The organism is Novosphingobium sp. (assembly GCF_036803765.1).
Classification (GTDB): Bacteria; Pseudomonadota; Alphaproteobacteria; order Sphingomonadales; family Sphingomonadaceae; genus Novosphingobium.
Genome location: NZ_DAIRTS010000015.1, coordinates 36,075 through 51,461, shown reverse-complemented (window position 1 = coordinate 51,461; position 15,387 = coordinate 36,075). Strand labels below are relative to the sequence as shown.

The 15,387-nt window shown below is 69.2% G+C and carries 15 protein-coding genes; 5 read left to right on the top strand and 10 right to left on the bottom strand.

The features are described from left to right. Nucleotides 1–15: 15 nt before the first annotated feature. The 3 genes from V7Q48_RS11470 to V7Q48_RS11460 all read left to right on the top strand — a co-directional run bounded on the left by V7Q48_RS11470 (nucleotide 16) and on the right by V7Q48_RS11460 (nucleotide 3,505). Nucleotides 16–615, top strand: coding sequence for a histidine phosphatase family protein (locus V7Q48_RS11470; RefSeq protein WP_333838248.1), 600 nt, complete (start codon nucleotides 16–18; stop codon nucleotides 613–615). Continuing rightward, nucleotides 612–2,318 carry a capsular polysaccharide export protein, LipB/KpsS family gene (locus V7Q48_RS11465; protein WP_333838246.1) on the top strand — a complete coding sequence of 569 codons (1,707 nt, stop codon included), beginning with the start codon at nucleotides 612–614 and terminating at the stop codon, nucleotides 2,316–2,318. Before V7Q48_RS11470 ends, V7Q48_RS11465 begins: the two co-directional genes overlap by 4 nt. A gap of 77 nt (nucleotides 2,319–2,395) precedes the next feature. Beyond that, nucleotides 2,396–3,505 (top strand): glycosyltransferase family 4 protein, encoded by a 1,110-nt coding sequence (locus V7Q48_RS11460; protein ID WP_333838244.1) that lies wholly within the window; start codon nucleotides 2,396–2,398, stop codon nucleotides 3,503–3,505. 28 nt (nucleotides 3,506–3,533) lie between these two features. Here the strand turns inward: V7Q48_RS11460 and V7Q48_RS11455 are convergent, their stop codons facing one another. Beyond that, entirely contained in the window at nucleotides 3,534–4,301 is a 768-nt protein-coding gene (locus V7Q48_RS11455; RefSeq protein WP_333838243.1) for an aspartyl/asparaginyl beta-hydroxylase domain-containing protein, read from the bottom strand. 141 nt (nucleotides 4,302–4,442) lie between these two features. On the opposite strand from V7Q48_RS11455, the gene trmB reads away from it, so the two are divergent. Together trmB and V7Q48_RS11445 are read left to right on the top strand one after the other, a co-directional pair. Continuing rightward, nucleotides 4,443–5,156, top strand: coding sequence for a tRNA (guanine(46)-N(7))-methyltransferase TrmB (gene trmB / locus V7Q48_RS11450; protein ID WP_333838241.1), 714 nt, complete (start codon nucleotides 4,443–4,445; stop codon nucleotides 5,154–5,156). A 152-nt stretch (nucleotides 5,157–5,308) separates the two neighbouring features. After that, a complete protein-coding gene (locus V7Q48_RS11445) occupies nucleotides 5,309–5,839 on the top strand; it encodes a hypothetical protein (RefSeq protein ID WP_333838240.1) in 531 nt (176 codons plus the stop codon). A gap of 25 nt (nucleotides 5,840–5,864) precedes the next feature. Here V7Q48_RS11445 and V7Q48_RS11440 read toward each other — a convergent pair whose 3' ends face one another. The 9 genes from V7Q48_RS11440 to argB form a co-directional block, all read right to left on the bottom strand. Continuing rightward, entirely contained in the window at nucleotides 5,865–7,646 is a 1,782-nt protein-coding gene (locus V7Q48_RS11440) for an AMP-dependent synthetase/ligase (RefSeq protein ID WP_333838307.1), read from the bottom strand. 195 nt (nucleotides 7,647–7,841) lie between these two features. Then, nucleotides 7,842–9,611 carry a gamma-glutamyltransferase gene (gene ggt / locus V7Q48_RS11435; RefSeq protein WP_333838239.1) on the bottom strand — a complete coding sequence of 590 codons (1,770 nt, stop codon included), beginning with the start codon at nucleotides 9,609–9,611 and terminating at the stop codon, nucleotides 7,842–7,844. A 10-nt stretch (nucleotides 9,612–9,621) separates the two neighbouring features. Then, nucleotides 9,622–10,656 carry a quinone-dependent dihydroorotate dehydrogenase gene (locus tag V7Q48_RS11430; protein ID WP_333838238.1) on the bottom strand — a complete coding sequence of 345 codons (1,035 nt, stop codon included), beginning with the start codon at nucleotides 10,654–10,656 and terminating at the stop codon, nucleotides 9,622–9,624. A gap of 341 nt (nucleotides 10,657–10,997) precedes the next feature. Then, entirely contained in the window at nucleotides 10,998–11,618 is a 621-nt protein-coding gene (locus V7Q48_RS11425; protein ID WP_333838237.1) for a MarC family protein, read from the bottom strand. A gap of 2 nt (nucleotides 11,619–11,620) precedes the next feature. Continuing rightward, the gene (locus V7Q48_RS11420; RefSeq protein WP_333838235.1) at nucleotides 11,621–12,355 is read right to left on the bottom strand and encodes a hypothetical protein; all 735 of its coding nucleotides are present in this window, start codon (nucleotides 12,353–12,355) and stop codon (nucleotides 11,621–11,623) included. Between the two features lie 103 nt (nucleotides 12,356–12,458). Beyond that, on the bottom strand, nucleotides 12,459–13,352 hold the full coding sequence (gene folD / locus V7Q48_RS11415) for a bifunctional methylenetetrahydrofolate dehydrogenase/methenyltetrahydrofolate cyclohydrolase FolD (RefSeq protein ID WP_333838234.1): 894 nt from the start codon (nucleotides 13,350–13,352) through the stop codon (nucleotides 12,459–12,461). A gap of 4 nt (nucleotides 13,353–13,356) precedes the next feature. Beyond that, nucleotides 13,357–13,650 (bottom strand): YggT family protein, encoded by a 294-nt coding sequence (locus V7Q48_RS11410; RefSeq protein ID WP_333838233.1) that lies wholly within the window; start codon nucleotides 13,648–13,650, stop codon nucleotides 13,357–13,359. Between the two features lie 131 nt (nucleotides 13,651–13,781). Then, entirely contained in the window at nucleotides 13,782–14,363 is a 582-nt protein-coding gene (locus V7Q48_RS11405) for a hypothetical protein (protein ID WP_333838232.1), read from the bottom strand. A gap of 82 nt (nucleotides 14,364–14,445) precedes the next feature. Continuing rightward, a complete protein-coding gene (gene argB, locus V7Q48_RS11400; protein ID WP_333838230.1) occupies nucleotides 14,446–15,360 on the bottom strand; it encodes an acetylglutamate kinase in 915 nt (304 codons plus the stop codon). Between the last annotated feature and the right edge of the window lie 27 nt (nucleotides 15,361–15,387).

Below are 15,387 nucleotides of genomic sequence, written 5' to 3'. Positions count from 1 at the left end.
TACGACGCGCGCCGCATGTTCGTGATCGTTCGCCACGGGAATACCTTTGCCGCCGGAGAGGCGCCGCGCCGGATCGGTGCGCGCACCGACCTGCCGCTGACCGAGGCTGGCCAGGCGCAGGCCGAAGCACTCGGCCGGCTGTTCGTGGCAAGGGGCTGGCATTTCGGCCGCGCTCTGGTCTCGCCCTTGCAACGCACCCGCCTGACCGCCCGGTTGATCCTGGCAGCGCAGCCTGGATCGCCCCCCGAACCGGAGCTGTGCGACTGGCTGCGCGAGGTCGACCACGGACCGGATGAGGACAAGGACGAAGCCATGGTCCTGGCCCGCATTGGTGCCGACGCGCTGCAGGCGTGGGACAGTGCGGCGCTCGCACCTCCGGGCTGGACAGTCGATGCGCCCGCGCGCCGGGCGGCCTGGCAGCGCCTGTTTGCCGGGCCGCCGCTCGATCGCCCGACGCTTGTTGTCACCAGCAACGGCGCCGCGCGGTTCGCGCTGCAGGCCGAAGGGCTCGACGGCCTCCCGCCCCAACTGAAGCTGCCGACCGGCGGCTATGGCGTCGTGCGGCGCGGCGAGCATGGCCGCCTCGTCGTCGAGGGCTGGGGTCTGCGTCCGTGACGCATCCGCCGCTGTTGCGCGCACCACCGTTTCCCTGGGCGGATGCCGGCGTAACCCGCGCCAGCGGCGCTGCGGCCGTGGCCGGAATCGCCCTGCCGCCGCCGCGCAGCGTCCTTGCGCTGTTGCACGAGGCGAGGGTCGGCGGTGATTTCTGGCAGCGACCCGTCGAGGGCGCTGCTGGCCGGGTGATCGTGCGCGTTGCGACCGGTACGACGATCGCGGATCTCGAGCGGCTTGTCGACGGTGCCTCCCCGACGCTGTGGATCGCCGTCGCTGCCGATCGTGCGCTGGAGCAAGCCCTGGCCGCCACCATCGCGGAAGGGGCCGGGCAGGGGGGCGCAGACTGGTCCGATGCGGCGGTCGACCCCTGGTCCGCGCTTGACGGCGCCCGTCGCCTCGTCGCCCATGGTGACGACGAATGGGTCGCGCTGGCCGCCTGTGCGCAGGTGCCGGTCACGATCTCCGCGCCCGGCCGGTTCGGCTCGCCGGGGGACGACGCCGAGACCATCGCGCTCCGGGTGCTGGCCGAACTGGGCCGGACGGCCTGCCGCGATCCGTTTACCGACGGTCCTTCCACCCTGCTGGCGACGATCGACGTGCTGGCAACCTGGCGCGCCGCGCTCGACGGCAATCGGGCCATCGCAGTGGCGTGTGGCATGGCCTGGTGGAAGCGTGACGAGATCCGCCGCTTCCTGTGGCATCCGGCCCGTCGCCTGCGCTTCCTGCGCCACGGCGGCAGGGCGGTGATGGCGGCGCATCGCCGCCATGGCGCCGTCGCGATCTGGCCATCGCGCGTTTCACCGGCGTTGCTCCAGCAGGCACAGCAGCGCGGCGTCCCGCTGGTCCGCGTCGAGGACGGCTTCGTGCGGTCGGTCGGGCTGGGGGTTGATCTTGTCCCGCCTTCCTCGGTCGTCGTCGATGCACAGGGCATCCATTTCGATCCCTCCGGCCCGAGCGACCTGGAGACGATCCTCGCACAGACGCGATTCGGGGCGCGGCTGCTCGAGCGCGCCGGCGCCCTGCGGCGCGCGATCGTCGCGGCGGGGATCAGCAAGTATGCCGCCGACACCGGCAGCGGCGCCGATGCATCCTCAACGCTGCCGCAGCGCGCGGGCGGGCGGCGGCTGGTCCTCGTGCCCGGGCAGGTAGAGGACGACATGTCGGTGCGTGCCGGTGGCGGGGGTCTTGCCTCCAATCTCGAACTCGTGCGCCGTGCGCGGATGCACGAACCCGATGCCGAGATCTGGTTCCGACCCCATCCCGACGTCGATGCCGGGCATCGCAAGGGCGCGGTGCCCGACGAGGCGATCCTCGAGCATGCCGACCGGGTGGTGCGCGGCGGAGGGATGGCACCGCTGCTCGAGCGGGTCGATGGCGTCCACGTCCTGACCTCGCTGACCGGGTTCGAGGCTTTGTTGCGCGGCCGCGACGTCACCTGCCACGGGACGCCGTTCTATGCCGGCTGGGGGCTCACGCGCGATCTTGGCGCCGTCCCCGATCGGCGCGGGCGGACGCTTGCGCTCGATGCGCTGGTAGCCGGCGTCCTCATTCTCTATCCGCGATACCTCGATCCGGTCACCGGCCTGCCGTGCCCGCCCGAAGTGCTGGTCGGCCGCATGGCCGATGCGCAGGCGGTAAACCGGCTGCAATGGGTGGCGCCGCTGCGGCGCTGGCAGGGTCGCCTCATGACGTGGCTGCGATGAATTCGGTTATATTAGATATATCACGCTTAGTCTCACGGCTGCGTTATGCAACGCCTTCGGGCGTCGACCGGGTCGAGATGGCCTATGTCCGTGGCCTTCTCGCGCATTATGGCGAGGCGCTGGACTTTTCGGCCGTGCACCCGGCGGGGCGGTACGGTCGTGTGCCGCGCCAGGCGGCGCTTGCGTTCCTCGACCGGCTCGAAGCGCGCTGGGCGGACGCCGACGACCAGCCCGTGCGCCTGTCCTTGCCCGCGATCGTGCCGCAACTCGCCGCATTATGGCCGCGGCGCGTGCCGCCAGCCCGGCCCGGCGCGGTCTATGTCCAGGTCTCTCCGCATCACCTGACGCGGGCGGGCACGATGCGGCGGATCCTCGATCGCGAGCAGGCGCGCTTCGCCTGCATGGTCCATGATCTCATTCCGATCGAATTTCCCGAATACGCCCGGCCCAGCGGCGGCGCGCTGCATCGCCGGCGGATCGAGACGGTGGCGGCGCTGGCCGATACGGTGATCGTCAATTCCGCCGCCACCGGCCGGTCGCTGCAGCCCTGGCTCGATCGCAGCGGCCGCGCGGTCGATGTCGCCGTGGCGCTGCTCGGTACGGTGCCGATGGTGCCGGCAATTCCCGATCCCGGCGATGGCCGCCCTTATTTCGTCTGCCTCGGCACGATCGAGCCGCGCAAGAACCATCTCCTGCTGCTCCATCTCTGGCGCCAGCTGGCCGAGACGCTGCCAGACCATGCCGTGCCGCGCCTCGTCGTTGTCGGGCGGCGCGGTTGGGAAAACGAGCAGATCGTCGACATGCTCGAACGATGCCCGGCGCTGGAGCACCACGTCACCGAGATCGGCAGCTGCCCCGATGCGCGCCTGTCCTCGTTGCTGCGTGGCGCGCGGGCGCTGCTGATGCCCTCGTTCGCGGAAGGCTACGGCATGCCCGTGGCCGAGGCTCTATCCGTCGGAACGCCGGTGATCTGCAGCGAGCTGGCCGCGTTGCGCGAAGTGGGTGGCGCGGTGCCCGACTACCTCGACCCGCTCGACGGGCCGGGCTGGCGCGCTGCGGTGCTCGACCATGCTGCAGGTGGCCCAATGGCCCTGGCACAGCGCGCGCGCCTGCCGCATTGGCACAACCCGAGCTGGGCCGAGCACATGGCCATCGCGATCGCCGCGATCGAGCGCACGCGGCGCTGATCCACCGGTTTGGCCAGCGTCCGGCGGATCAGGCCGGGCGGACGGCGGCCTTGTCGATCGCCTTGGTGATGTCCTTGACGAAGCGCGAGTGGCGCACACCCTTCAGGAACAGGTTCTGGATCAGGTTGCCGACGAAGCGGCACGGGCGCTTGATCTGGATGAGCAGGATGAAGCGATCCTCGTCGCTCTCGTTCCAGACCTCGTGGTTGAACATGTCGTCGAACAGGAACGACTCGCCGTCGCGCCAGTGCATGACGTGCAGCGTCTCGCCTTCCTCGATGTGCATCCGGCACTTTTCCGCCTCGCGCGGGGCCTTGAGCGCAAGATGGTAAGTCAGCATGCCCTTGGTCATGCCGTAGTGGCGCGGGATGTGCCCGCCCGCTTCCATGACCGAGAAATTGGCGGTCACCAGCCCCGGCACCTTTTCGATCAGCGCGGCGGTGATCGGCGCCCGCGCGGCGTTGGCCTTGAGCCGGTAGCCGTAGCCCTTGAGGAAGAACGCGCGCCAGCGACGGTCGGCGGCGATACGCCCGTGATCGAACGAGATGTCGCCCAGCGAGGGAATGTCCTTGGCGCGGATCGCCACGGCCTCGTCGCGGATCGTCTCCCAGTGCCGCTCGAGCTCGGCGATCCACGGGAAGAACGCCTTGTCCTGCACCGCGGCATCGGGAATGCGCGAGTTGCGCATGATCACCCGGTCGATCTTGGGGCGCAGCTCCTTCCCGATCTGAAACAGGGACTTGCCCACGAAGGGCACTTTCCAGCCACGGGCGTTGACGGTCTGCTGCCAGTTCATGCGCAACCTCTGACTCGCCCTGCCGCCAGCGTCAACCCATGCGCGGGGGTAGGCCGATGCGGCGTCCGCTTCCCCCGCTTGCCGCGCCTCCTAGACCGCGCCGCTTGACCCTGGGGCGCACCTTTGCCATCGGCTGCGCCCATGACGGCCTACAAATCGGGTGATCCCACCACGCTCAATCGCCTCTATGGCCGCGCCAAGGGCAAGCCGCTGCGTCAGGGCCAGCAGGCGCTGGTCGACACGCTGCTGCCGCGCATCGCCGTGCCGGAGGAAGGCTCGGTCACAGCCGAGCGGCTGTTCGGCAGCGATCGCCCGCTGCATTTCGAGATCGGCTTCGGCGGCGGCGAGCACATGGCCGGCCGTGCCGACATGCTGCCCGACCACGGCTTCATCGGCGCCGAGCCTTTCCTCAACGGCGTGGCGCAGGCGCTGACGCACGTCGATGGCGACAATGGTGCGCACCCGCCGATCGGCAACGTGCGCATCCATCACGGCGACGCCCTCGAAGTGCTCGCCCGCGTCCCCGATGGCGCGTTGTCGTTTCTCTACCTGCTGCACCCCGATCCCTGGCCCAAGGCGCGCCATGCCAAGCGGCGGATGATGAACGACGGCCCGCTCGAACTCTTCGCGCGCAAACTGAAGCGGGGCGGCGAGTTCCGTTTCGGCACCGATCATCCGATCTACCTGCGCCACGCACTCATGGTCATGCGCCGCCACACCGACCGCTTCCGCTGGCTTGCCGAAGGGCCGCAGGACTTCCAGGTGCGGCCCGGCGGCTGGCCCGAAACCCGCTACGAAGCCAAGGCTCGCGCGCAGGGGCACGAGGTCTGGTACTTCCGTTATCGGCGTATCTGATCCGAAGCGGGCTTTTTTAAGCTGTAGCCACGGCCCTTTACCAAGCAAGGATGTCCATGGCGCGCTTCAGGTGGTGCTAACCCTGCGGTTCTAGCGTTGCGACATCGGGTGTCGTTTGCGCATCGGGCACAGGCGCCACCCCGGAGTGTGCCATGTTCCACAATCGAACCGCGACCCAGCTGCTTAACGAACTGCGCGAATTCGCCAGCTTTCCGGCGGCGACGCAGCGGTATATCCGGCGCAGCCTCGACATCGGGCTGGGGCGACAGGATGCGTTCCGGATCTGGGCGCGGACACCGGCTGAGACAGTGGCGATCCGCCGCCAGTATGTCGCTTACCAGGACCTGAAGACGCTGCGCGCCATGTTGCCCAAGGGGCCGGAGGGCCAGGGGCTTGAACGTTTCATGGGTGCGCTGGTCCAGGTCAGCGCCTTCGACCTTGCGCAGGAGCGGCTCGACGGGTTTTCGGCCTACCGTTTTCTCTACGAGCGCTTGCTCGGCGCCGAGGCACGGCCCTGGTTGCCCGCCGCGTTCTGCGGCGCCGCCGCGCTGCCGCAGATCGCGCCGATGCGGCGCAAGGACCTGCTGCAGTCGATCAGCGAGGCGGCTGCCACGGCACCGGGCTGGTCCACCCGCGCGCCGACGTTCTTTCCCGAATTCGTGCCGATGGAAGAGGCGGCCTGATAGTCCTGGCCGCCCCCGTCCGGCATCAGCTCTTGTACAGGGCGTCGAGCCGCGCGCCGTAGCGCTCGCGGATCTTGTGGCGACGGATCTTGAGCGAGGGGGTCAGTTCCTCGTTGGCGATGGCAAAGGGTTCGTCGGCCAGCGCGAACTGGCGCACCTTCTCGATCACCGACAGGTCCTTGTTGACCCGGTCCACCGCGGCGCGGACGGCGCTGCGGAAGGCGGGCAGGTTGTGCAGCTGCGCCAGATCGTGCGGCGCGTCGTGTTCGACCGACCAGTGCATCGCCCATTCCGCATCGGGCACGATCAGGCCGACCACGTAGGGACGCTTGTCGCCGGAGACCATCGCCTGCGCGATCTCGGGCTGGAGCGTCAGCATGCCCTCGATCTTCTGCGGCGCGACGTTGTCGCCCTTGTCGTTGACGATCATGTCCTTCTTGCGGTCGGTGATCTTGATCCGCCCGCGTGCGTCGATGTGGCCGATGTCGCCGGTGTGCAGCCAGCCATCCTGGATCGCCCTCGCAGTCTCGGCCTCGTTCTGCCAGTACCCGTGCATCACGAGTTCGCCCCGCACGAGGATCTCGCCGTCCTCGGCAATGCGCACTTCGGCACCCGACAGCGGCGGGCCGACCGTGTCCATGCGGATGCCGGCGGCGGGCCGGTTGCACGAGATCACCGGGCCGGCCTCGGTCTGGCCATAGCCCTGCAGCATGGTCAAGCCCATGGCCTGGAAGAACAGCCCGACGTCGGGGGTGAGCGGTGCGCCGCCCGAGACCAGCGCCTTCAGGCGGCCACCGAAGCGGGCCCGGACCTTGGGGCGCAGGGTGCGTTCGATCAGCAGGTCGAGCGGACGATCGACGAGGCGCGTGCGGCCATGCGTCTCGGCATGGGCGGCGATGCCCAGCGCCTTTTCCATCAGCCAGCCGGGGAAGCGGCCCTGCTTTTCGATCTGCTTGATGATGCGGGCGCGCAGCACCTCGAACAGGCGCGGGACGACCACCATCAGCGTCGGGCGCACTTCCTCGATGTTGCTGGCCAGCTTCTCCAGGCCCTCGGCATAGGCGATCCGCGCGCCGACGCCGATCGGCAGCCACTGGCCGCCGGTGTGCTCGTAGGCATGGCTGAGCGGCAGGAACGAGAGGAACTGGTCATCGCCGAGCGAGAAGTCCTGCTCGAGCACTTCGGCCGCGCCGAACACATTGGCGAGGATCGCGCCGTGGTGCTGGCGCACGCCGCGCGGCGCACCGCCCGTGCCGCTGGTGTAAATGATGCACGCCAGATCCTCGCGGCGGATCTGCCGGATGCGCTCGCGCACCTGCGCCTGCGCGGCAGTGGCGTCTCCGCTGGTCAGCTCGGTCCAGTCGTGGAAGGCCAGCGTCCCGGCCTGCTGCTGGCGCAACGGCTCGATGCCGATGACGTGCTCCGCGCAAGGGGCCCGCAGCGCTGCCGCCAGCAGCGGCTGCGCTAGCTTGGCGTTGGAGACGATGATCGCGCGGGCGTCGGAATTCTGCAGGATGTGCAGGTGATCGCGCTCGGTATTGGTGGTGTAGGTCGGCACGGTGACCAGCCCCGCAGCCATGATCGCGATATCGGCGATGCACCACTCGGGCCGATTTTCCGAGACCAGGGCTACACGGTCACCAGGATTGAGCCCGAGCGCGCGCAGGCTCTCGGCGAGCAGGCAGACCTTGTCGGCCACCTCTTTCCAGGACTGGGATATCCACTTGCCGCCCAGCTTGGCGGACAGGAACGGCGCGTCGCCGTGGCGGTCGGCCTGGTCGAGGAACAGGCTGACGAGGTTCGGCATGGTCGCCAGGTGGGCCGACAAGGGTGCCGGCCGGCTCGAATAATGGGACACGCGTGTTCTCTCCCCCGCTGGCCCATGCGCGAATGACCAGCCTGACAAACGATTTGGTAAGGCCGTCGTTCCGCTACGGCAAGCGTGGTCTTGGTGCCGTCATGGGGCGGCAGCACCGGATGCCGCCCCGGATCCGGCCAAGTGCTATTGCGCGATCGCGGCGCCTTCGCTGCGCGGATCGGCGGCGCCCATCCAGCGCTTGCCGACGCGTTCGACCGCGTTGGCTTTCAGCGGCATCGGGCAGGCCTGGACTTGCGTATGGCCGAGCGCGACCAGCGCGGGGATCATCGCTTCCAGCGTGGTCCCCGGCTCGACGCAGACGCGGTCACCCGGTGCGAAAAGCACGGGCAGGGCGATCGCCTGCTGCGCGGTCAGGTGCCAGTCGATCACCCCGATGATGACGCGGATCACCTGCGCCGGGATTGTCGCACCCCCGGCGGCGCCGACTACCAGCCGGATCTGGCCGTCCGGCCCATAGACCACGGTGGGCGACATCGAGCTGCGCGGCCGCTTGCCGCCTTCGACGCGGTTGGCGGTGGGCTGGCCATCGGACAGCGGATCGAGGTTGAAGTCGGTCAACTCGTTGTTGAGGAAGTATCCGCCGGCCATCAGGCCCGAACCGAAGGCGCTTTCCACCGTCGAGGTATAGCTGGTCGCATTGCCCCAGCGGTCGACCGCGACGAAATGCGAGGTGCCGAATTCGGGCTGCGGCCGCGCCGGGGCAAGGCGGGCCACGACGCCGGCGGGCGTGCCGGCCATGGCGTGCGGCAGGCTGGAGCCCTGCGCGATCAGCTGCGAACGCTGCGCGAGATAGGCGGGATCGACCAGGCCGGCGGTCGGCACCTTCACGAAATCGGGGTCGGCCAGGTACTTGTCACGGTCGGCATAGGCCAGCCGCTCGCTTTCGGCGAGCAGGTGCCAGGCGCGGGGCGACTGCGGGCCGAGGGCGGTCATGTCGAAGCGTTCGAGCTGCCCGAGCGTGGCGAGCACGGTGGTCGCGCCCGAAGACGGCGGCCCCATCGAGCAGATGCGGTATTGGCGATAGGTCCCGCAGACCGACGGCCGGCCGACGGCGGCGAAGGCGGCAAGGTCCGCGGTGGTCATCGGCGCGGGGTTGACCGGCGCGGTGCCGACCTTGCGCGCGATCTCGGCAGCGTTGTCACCGCTGTAGAACCAGTCGGCGCCGCGCCGGGCCAGTGCCTCGAGCGTCGTGGCGAGCGCCGGATTGCGCACGATCGTGCCGACCGGCAGGGGCTGGCCGTCGGCGCCATAGAACAGCGCGCGACCCGCGGGGTCGAGGCCGGCAATCGCGGCGCTGTCGGTCAGCGCGCGATGGAGGCGCGGGGTCACGGCAAAGCCGTCGCGGGCGAGGCGGATCGCCGGCTGGAACAGCATGTGCCACGCCAGCTTGCCGTGCCGGGCATGCGCCATGGCAGCGAGACGCAGCGAACCGGGCACGCCGACGCTGCGCCCGCCGGGTCGCGCTTCGCCGAAGGCCATGGCCCGGCCATCGCGGAAGAACCATTGTGGCGTCGCGGCAGCCGGCGCCTTTTCGCGGCCATCGACGGTGTCCACCGTCCCGGCCGCATCGGCCATCACCAGGAAACCGCCGCCACCGATGCCCGAGCTTTGCGGCTCGACCACGGTCAGCGCGAGCATCGTCGCGAGCGCGGCGTCGGTGGCCGAACCACCCTGGCGCAGCATCTGCGCGCCGGCGTCGGCCGCCCGCGGATCGGCGGCAGAGACCAGCCCCTGCGCACCGAATTCTGCACTGTCGAGCCGGCCCGGCGCCAGCGCCGAAGGAGTCGCCGGCGTGCCTGTGGCCGGTGCGGTGTCGCCCGGCATGGTCTGGCAAGCGGAAAGGGCCAGCGTGGAAAGAGCGGCGGCGAACGGGAGGGGGAAGCGCACGATCATGCGATCGTGGCTATTCGCTCCCGACCGCTTGGGCAATGCTTGTCATGCCGGCGGAGCGCACGCGGCGTGCAAGATCGGCCGCGATCGTCTTGGCGAGGTTCGGTCCTTCGAAGACGAGGCCGGTATAGAGCTGCACGAGGCTCGCGCCTGCGCAGATCCGCTGCCAGGCATCCTCGCCACTGGTGATGCCGCCGACGCCGATGAGCGGGATCGCCCCGCCGGTGGCCTTGCGGAAGGTGCGCAGCGCCTCGAGCGCGAGCGGGGCGAGCGGCTTGCCCGACAGCCCGCCGGTTTCGGCGGCGCGCGGCGACCGCAGGCTGGGCGGCCGGGTGATCGTGGTGTTGCTGACGATCAGGGCATCGAGCCGCTTGTCCATCGCGATTCGGCAGATCGCATCGATATCGGAGGGTTGCAGGTCGGGTGCCAGCTTGAGGAACAGCGGCGTCTTGTGCGTGCCGCGTGCGGCGATGACCGCGTCGAGCAGCGCACCGAGCGCGCCTTCGTCCTGCAGCGCGCGCAGGCCCGGCGTGTTGGGCGAACTGATGTTGACCGTGAGATAGGTCGCCAGCGGCGCCATGATCCGGGTCATCTCGGCATAGTCGGCGATCCGGTCTTCCGAATCCTTGTTGGCGCCGATGTTGGCACCGAGCACGCCGGGTCGGCCAAGCCGGTCGCTCAGGCGCTTCGCCACGACGGCGCTGCCGTCGTTGTTGAAGCCCATGCGGTTGATGATCGCCTCGTCCTCCACCAGGCGGAACAGACGGGGGCGCGGATTGCCTTCCTGCGGGCGCGGGGTGACCGTGCCGATCTCGACGAAGCCGAAGCCCAGGCCGAACAGGCTGTCGGCAACCTGCGCGTTCTTGTCGAAGCCGGGGGCAATGCCCACGGGATTGGGAAAGGCGATGCCGGCCACGCGCTGCACCAGCGCCGGTTCGGGCGCGGGTCGGCCGGCCAGCGCAGCGACCGACAGGGCGCGCAGGGTCAGCGTGTGGGCAGTTTCAGCGGGCAGGCGGAAAAGCAGAGGTCGAGCAAGGCGATAGGGCATTACAGGCCTGATGCGAATGGCGAAGGGGATGGGGCGACGCGTCACCGGGGGCGACGGGGTGCATCGCTATCGCGGGCACTATGCCGATCGCCAAGCGGCAAAACGCTGTCATTTTGGTTGAATTTCAATTTGCGCGAGGAATCGGCAAGAGATGTGGCTCTGATGCCACCGTTTTTGTCGATTCCATACAATCCCGGCCCCGTACGATCGCGTAGACGCCTCGTGCGACCCGAAGGGCTCGGTGCAGCGATGTATCGGGTTCTCGACCTTACGGCAGCCATGGCCCCTGGGCCGGGCTGCCGTTTTTTCTGGCGTCGGCGATGGTCAGGATCGACGGGCGTTCAGAACTGCGTGCGCAGCCCGTCGATCACGAACTGAGCGGCCAATGCCGCCAGCAGCACGCCCAGCAACCGGGTGACCACCGCCTCGACCTGGTGGCCCAGGACGCGGATGATCGGCCGCGCCGCGACGAGTGCGACGAAGCTCATGGCCATGACCACGATCAGGGCGCCGAGCACGACCACCGTCTCCTCGGTCCCGTGCGCGCGCGCGGTGAGCAGCATGATCGAGGCGATCGACCCCGGGCCCGCCAGCATCGGCATGGCCATCGGGAACACCGACACGTCCTCGACGTGCGGCTGGGCGTTGCGGACCTTTTCCGCGCGCTCCTCGCGCCGCTCGGTGCGTTTCTCGAACACCATGTCGAGCGCGATGAGGAATAGCATCACGCCGCCGGCGATGCGGAAGCTCGCCAGTTCGATGTGCAGCGCGCCGAGCAGGCCTTCGCCGAACAGCGCGAAGACGATCAGGATGCCGGTGGCGATGAGACAGGCGCGCAGCGCCATCGACCGCGCCTGCGCTGCGCTGGCATGGGTGGTCAGCCCGGCATAGATCGGCGCGCAGCCCGGCGGGTCGATCACGAGGAACAGCGTGGTGAAGGCGGAGAGGAACAGTTGCAGCATGATCAGCCTTGTGCACCGGCGAGGGGCGCGGCGTCGAGATGCAGAATTTCGGTCATGCTGCCATCCTTCCAGATAAAGCCCCGCATGTGCCGGCTGCCGTCGGGCCAGACGCCGACCCGCCAGGCCAGTGACCCGTCGAACGACTGGCCGTCGCGCATGTCGCTGCCGGCCGGTGCGTCGTCGCGCGGCAGCGGGCCGGCGAGCGGGCGCGGCTGCGGCGGCGGAGCCTTGCCTGGCTTGCCGCGGTCCGCTCGACCCTCGGGTGCCACGGCGTCGGGCCGCGCCGGGCGCGCCGGGCAGTCGGCGACGAGGCCGAGCAGAAATTCGGGCGCGGCCGGGGCCGGCGATTGCGCGGCCTCGACCATCAGCCGCCACTGGTAAGTGCCCTTCTTGGGATGGCGCTGCCACACCGTGGCATACCACCCGGCACTGCCATCGGCCCCCTGCCACGCGCCACGGGTGAGGCCGGTCGTGCCATCACAGGCGATCCACGCGGCATCGGGGCGATGCGGGCGCGCCGGCAACGCCATCTTGCGCCGGAGCACGGCATCGGCAGAAAGGCGCGGCGGCAGGACGATCTCGGCCCCTTCCGCCATCGTCGCGGCGAGGGCCGCATTTGATCCCTTGGCGGGGATCGCCTGCGCCATGGCGATGTCGGCTGCGATCAGCGCACTGGGATTGGCGGAAACGCGCAGCCGCCCGCCGCCGGACTGGGCCGCGGCGGGCATGGTCGTCAAGCACAGTGCAAGCGCGGCGGCGGCAGGAAACGGTCGGAGCATGCCCCGGTTGTATCGCTTCGCCCGTGTGCGGCAAGCGCGGCGTTGAGCCTTGTGCCGCCGGTCAGATTGCGTCGGCGGGCAAGTTCAACCCCGCGTTGCGCCAGGCGGCGACCAGCGTGTTGCGCAGCAGCACGGCGATCGTCATCGGCCCGACACCTCCGGGAACGGGCGTGATCGCGCCCGCGACTTCTGCCGCACCGGCATAGTCGACATCGCCGACCAGGCGCGTCTTGCCTTCGGTGGCGGCGGGAACGCGGTTGATGCCGACGTCGATGACCGTGGCGCCGGGCTTGATCCAGTCGCCCTTGACCATCTCGGGCCGACCGACGGCCGCCACGACGATGTCGGCGCGGCGCACCACGTCGGGCAGGTCCTTCGTCTTGCTGTGCGCGACGGTGACGGTGCAGCTCTCGGCGAGAAGCAGCTGCGCCATCGGCTTGCCGACAATGTTGGAACGCCCGATCACCACCGCGTCGAGGCCGGCGAGGTCACCGAGCTTGTCCTTGAGCAGCATGAGGCAGCCCAGCGGCGTGCACGGGACATAGCCCGGCTGGCCAACCGCGAGCCGGCCGGCATTGGTGACATGGAACCCGTCGACGTCCTTGTCGGGGTTGATCGTGGCGATCACCGTCTGCTCGTCGATGTGGCGCGGCAGCGGCAGCTGCACGAGGATACCGTCGACGGCGGGATCGGCGTTGAGTTGCTCCACCAGCGCCAGCAGCGTCGCCTGGTCGGTGTCGGCGGGCAGCTTGTGCTCGAAGCTCGCCATGCCGGCCTCGATCGTGCTCTTGCCCTTGGAGCGGACATAGACCTGGCTGGCCGGATCCTCGCCGACGAGGACCACCGCGAGGCCTGCCTTGCGCCCGGCCTTGGCCTCGAACTCGGCGGCAAGCGTCGCGATGCGCGTCCGCAGGTCGGCGGCGAAGGCGCGCCCATCGATGACAACGGCGGTCATCGGCTCAATACCCCGAGGCGGCGATGCCGCGCAGCAGGATCGACAGGAGGTTGAGCAGCACGATCAGCACCATCGGCGAGAAGTCGATCGCGCCGGTGTTGGGCATGAAGCGGCGGATGGGCGCGAGCAGCGGCTCGAGGATCGCGTTCAGCGCGCGCCAGATGGCGATCACGGCATTGTTGCTGGTGTTGATGACGTTGAAGCTGATGAGCAGGCCCATGACGAACTGGACGATCACCACCATGCTCACGACGCTGATGAGATAGTCGATCATCTGGACGATGGTATAAAGCAGCACGTCTGGTTCCCCTCGCGACGGTTCGTGCGCGCTTTAGCGCAGCCGGGGGGCACAGGGCAATCGCATCCGCAGGCGTACGGGGTGCCCTATCAGACAATCAAAACCGTGGGGCGATCAGGGCCGTTTTGCGATCAGGGGTTCAGCGTCGTGCTCTCGATATGCCAGCGCAGCTGTTCGGGGGTGGCGCCCGGCACGTCGTTGACCCGGCGCATCACGACCTCGCCGGTGATCCGGCGCGATCCGTCGATGATGGTGACGGGGGCGGTGTAATAGATCGAACCCGCCGCACCTTCGGACGTGCCTTCATCGATGGTGACGCGCGGCTGGACCAGTTTGCCCCAGCGGGCGGCAAAGGTCTTCTCGTCCATGCGGCTGCCGCGGCCGTGGTCGCCCCAGAACGCGCGCACCATCGGCCAGTCGCGCTGTTCAACGGCGTCGCCCCATGCGGCAAGGACCGCGCCGGGGTTGCGCGTCGCGCTCAATGCGGGATTGGTGGCGGCGGCGCTGGCCGAAGGCGCGGGCCTGGCGGTTGCGGCCGGGTCGGCATCCTCGCTCGGCATGTCGGACGGGGCGACGATCCAGGCCGGCGGCGTCATCACCGCGGCATCGAGCGGCTGCGAGGCGCTGGCATCGGGCTGGGGCTGGCGATCGCACCCGGCAAGGTTGAAGACGATGGCAGAGGCGAGGGCGGTGGCGATGCAGGCACGGATCATGCCTGTTATCACGCGCGGGCGCGCCATCGGTTCCGAATCTTTCGCCTGCGTGAACGCAATCCGCGATGAATCAGTGTGTGAATCAGCGGTGGATCAGCGTGCCGGCGCCGCGTGCCGTGAAGATCTCGAGCAGCATCGCATGCGGCACGCGTCCATCCAGAACCACCGCCGCCTCGCAACCCGCCTCGACGGCGTGGACGCAGGTTTCCAGCTTGGGAATCATCCCGCCGCTGATCGTGCCGTCGGCAGTGAGGCCGGCGATGTCGTCGGGCGTCAGGTCGGTCAGCAGGCGCTTGTCCTTGTCGAGCACCCCGGCGACGTCGGTCAGCAGGAACAGCCGCGAAGCGCCCAGCTTGGCCGCGATCGCGCCCGCCATGGTATCGGCGTTGATGTTGTAGGTGTGGCCATCCTCGCCCACCCCGATCGGCGCCACGACGGGGATGAAGCCCGCCGCGCTGACGGTGTGCAGGATCGTCGGGTCGATTGCCGAAGGCTCGCCCACGAAGCCGAGATCGACCGCGCGCTCGATCGCGCTTTCGGGGTCCTTGGTCGTGCGCTCCACCTTGGTGGCGGTGACGAGGCCCGCATCCTTGCCCGAGATGCCGATTGCCTTGCCGCCGGCGCCCGCGATCCAGCCAACCAGTTCCTTGTTGATCTTGCCCGACAGGACCATCTCGGCGACTTCGGCGGTGGCGGCATCGGTGACGCGCAGCCCGTCGACGAAGGTCGATTCGACACCCAGCTTCTTGAGCATGGCGCCGATCTGCGGTCCGCCGCCGTGTACGACCACCGGGTTCACGCCCACGGCCTTCAGCAGCACGATGTCCTCGGCGAAATCGCGCGCGGCCTCGGGATCGCCCATCGCATGGCCGCCATACTTCACCACGAAGGTCTTGCCCGCGTATCGCTGCAGGTAGGGCAGCGCCTCGGTCAGGGTTTCCGCCTTCGCCAGCATGCTGGTGCGATAGGAGTCGGTCTGGTCGATGTTGGTGGCCATAATGGCCACGGGCCTTACTGTGATCGG

Excerpts from the sequence above, each read along its gene's own strand:
- V7Q48_RS11425 (WP_333838237.1), bottom strand. The coding sequence starts at position 11,618 with ATGCTGCAACTGTTCCTCTCCGCCTTCACCACGCTGTTCCTCGTGATC.
- argB (WP_333838230.1), bottom strand. The coding sequence starts at position 15,360 with ATGGCCACCAACATCGACCAGACCGACTCCTATCGCACCAGCATGCTG.
- V7Q48_RS11470 (WP_333838248.1), top strand. The coding sequence starts at position 16 with ATGTTCGTGATCGTTCGCCACGGGAATACCTTTGCCGCCGGAGAGGCG.
- trmB (WP_333838241.1), top strand. The coding sequence starts at position 4,443 with ATGACGGCCTACAAATCGGGTGATCCCACCACGCTCAATCGCCTCTAT.
- V7Q48_RS11405 (WP_333838232.1), bottom strand. The coding sequence starts at position 14,363 with ATGATCCGTGCCTGCATCGCCACCGCCCTCGCCTCTGCCATCGTCTTC.
- V7Q48_RS11455 (WP_333838243.1), bottom strand. The coding sequence starts at position 4,301 with ATGAACTGGCAGCAGACCGTCAACGCCCGTGGCTGGAAAGTGCCCTTC.
- V7Q48_RS11460 (WP_333838244.1), top strand. The coding sequence starts at position 2,396 with ATGGCCTATGTCCGTGGCCTTCTCGCGCATTATGGCGAGGCGCTGGAC.
- V7Q48_RS11445 (WP_333838240.1), top strand. The coding sequence starts at position 5,309 with ATGTTCCACAATCGAACCGCGACCCAGCTGCTTAACGAACTGCGCGAA.
- ggt (WP_333838239.1), bottom strand. The coding sequence starts at position 9,611 with ATGATCGTGCGCTTCCCCCTCCCGTTCGCCGCCGCTCTTTCCACGCTG.
- V7Q48_RS11440 (WP_333838307.1), bottom strand. The coding sequence starts at position 7,646 with ATGCCGAACCTCGTCAGCCTGTTCCTCGACCAGGCCGACCGCCACGGC.
- V7Q48_RS11430 (WP_333838238.1), bottom strand. The coding sequence starts at position 10,656 with ATGCCCTATCGCCTTGCTCGACCTCTGCTTTTCCGCCTGCCCGCTGAA.
- folD (WP_333838234.1), bottom strand. The coding sequence starts at position 13,352 with ATGACCGCCGTTGTCATCGATGGGCGCGCCTTCGCCGCCGACCTGCGG.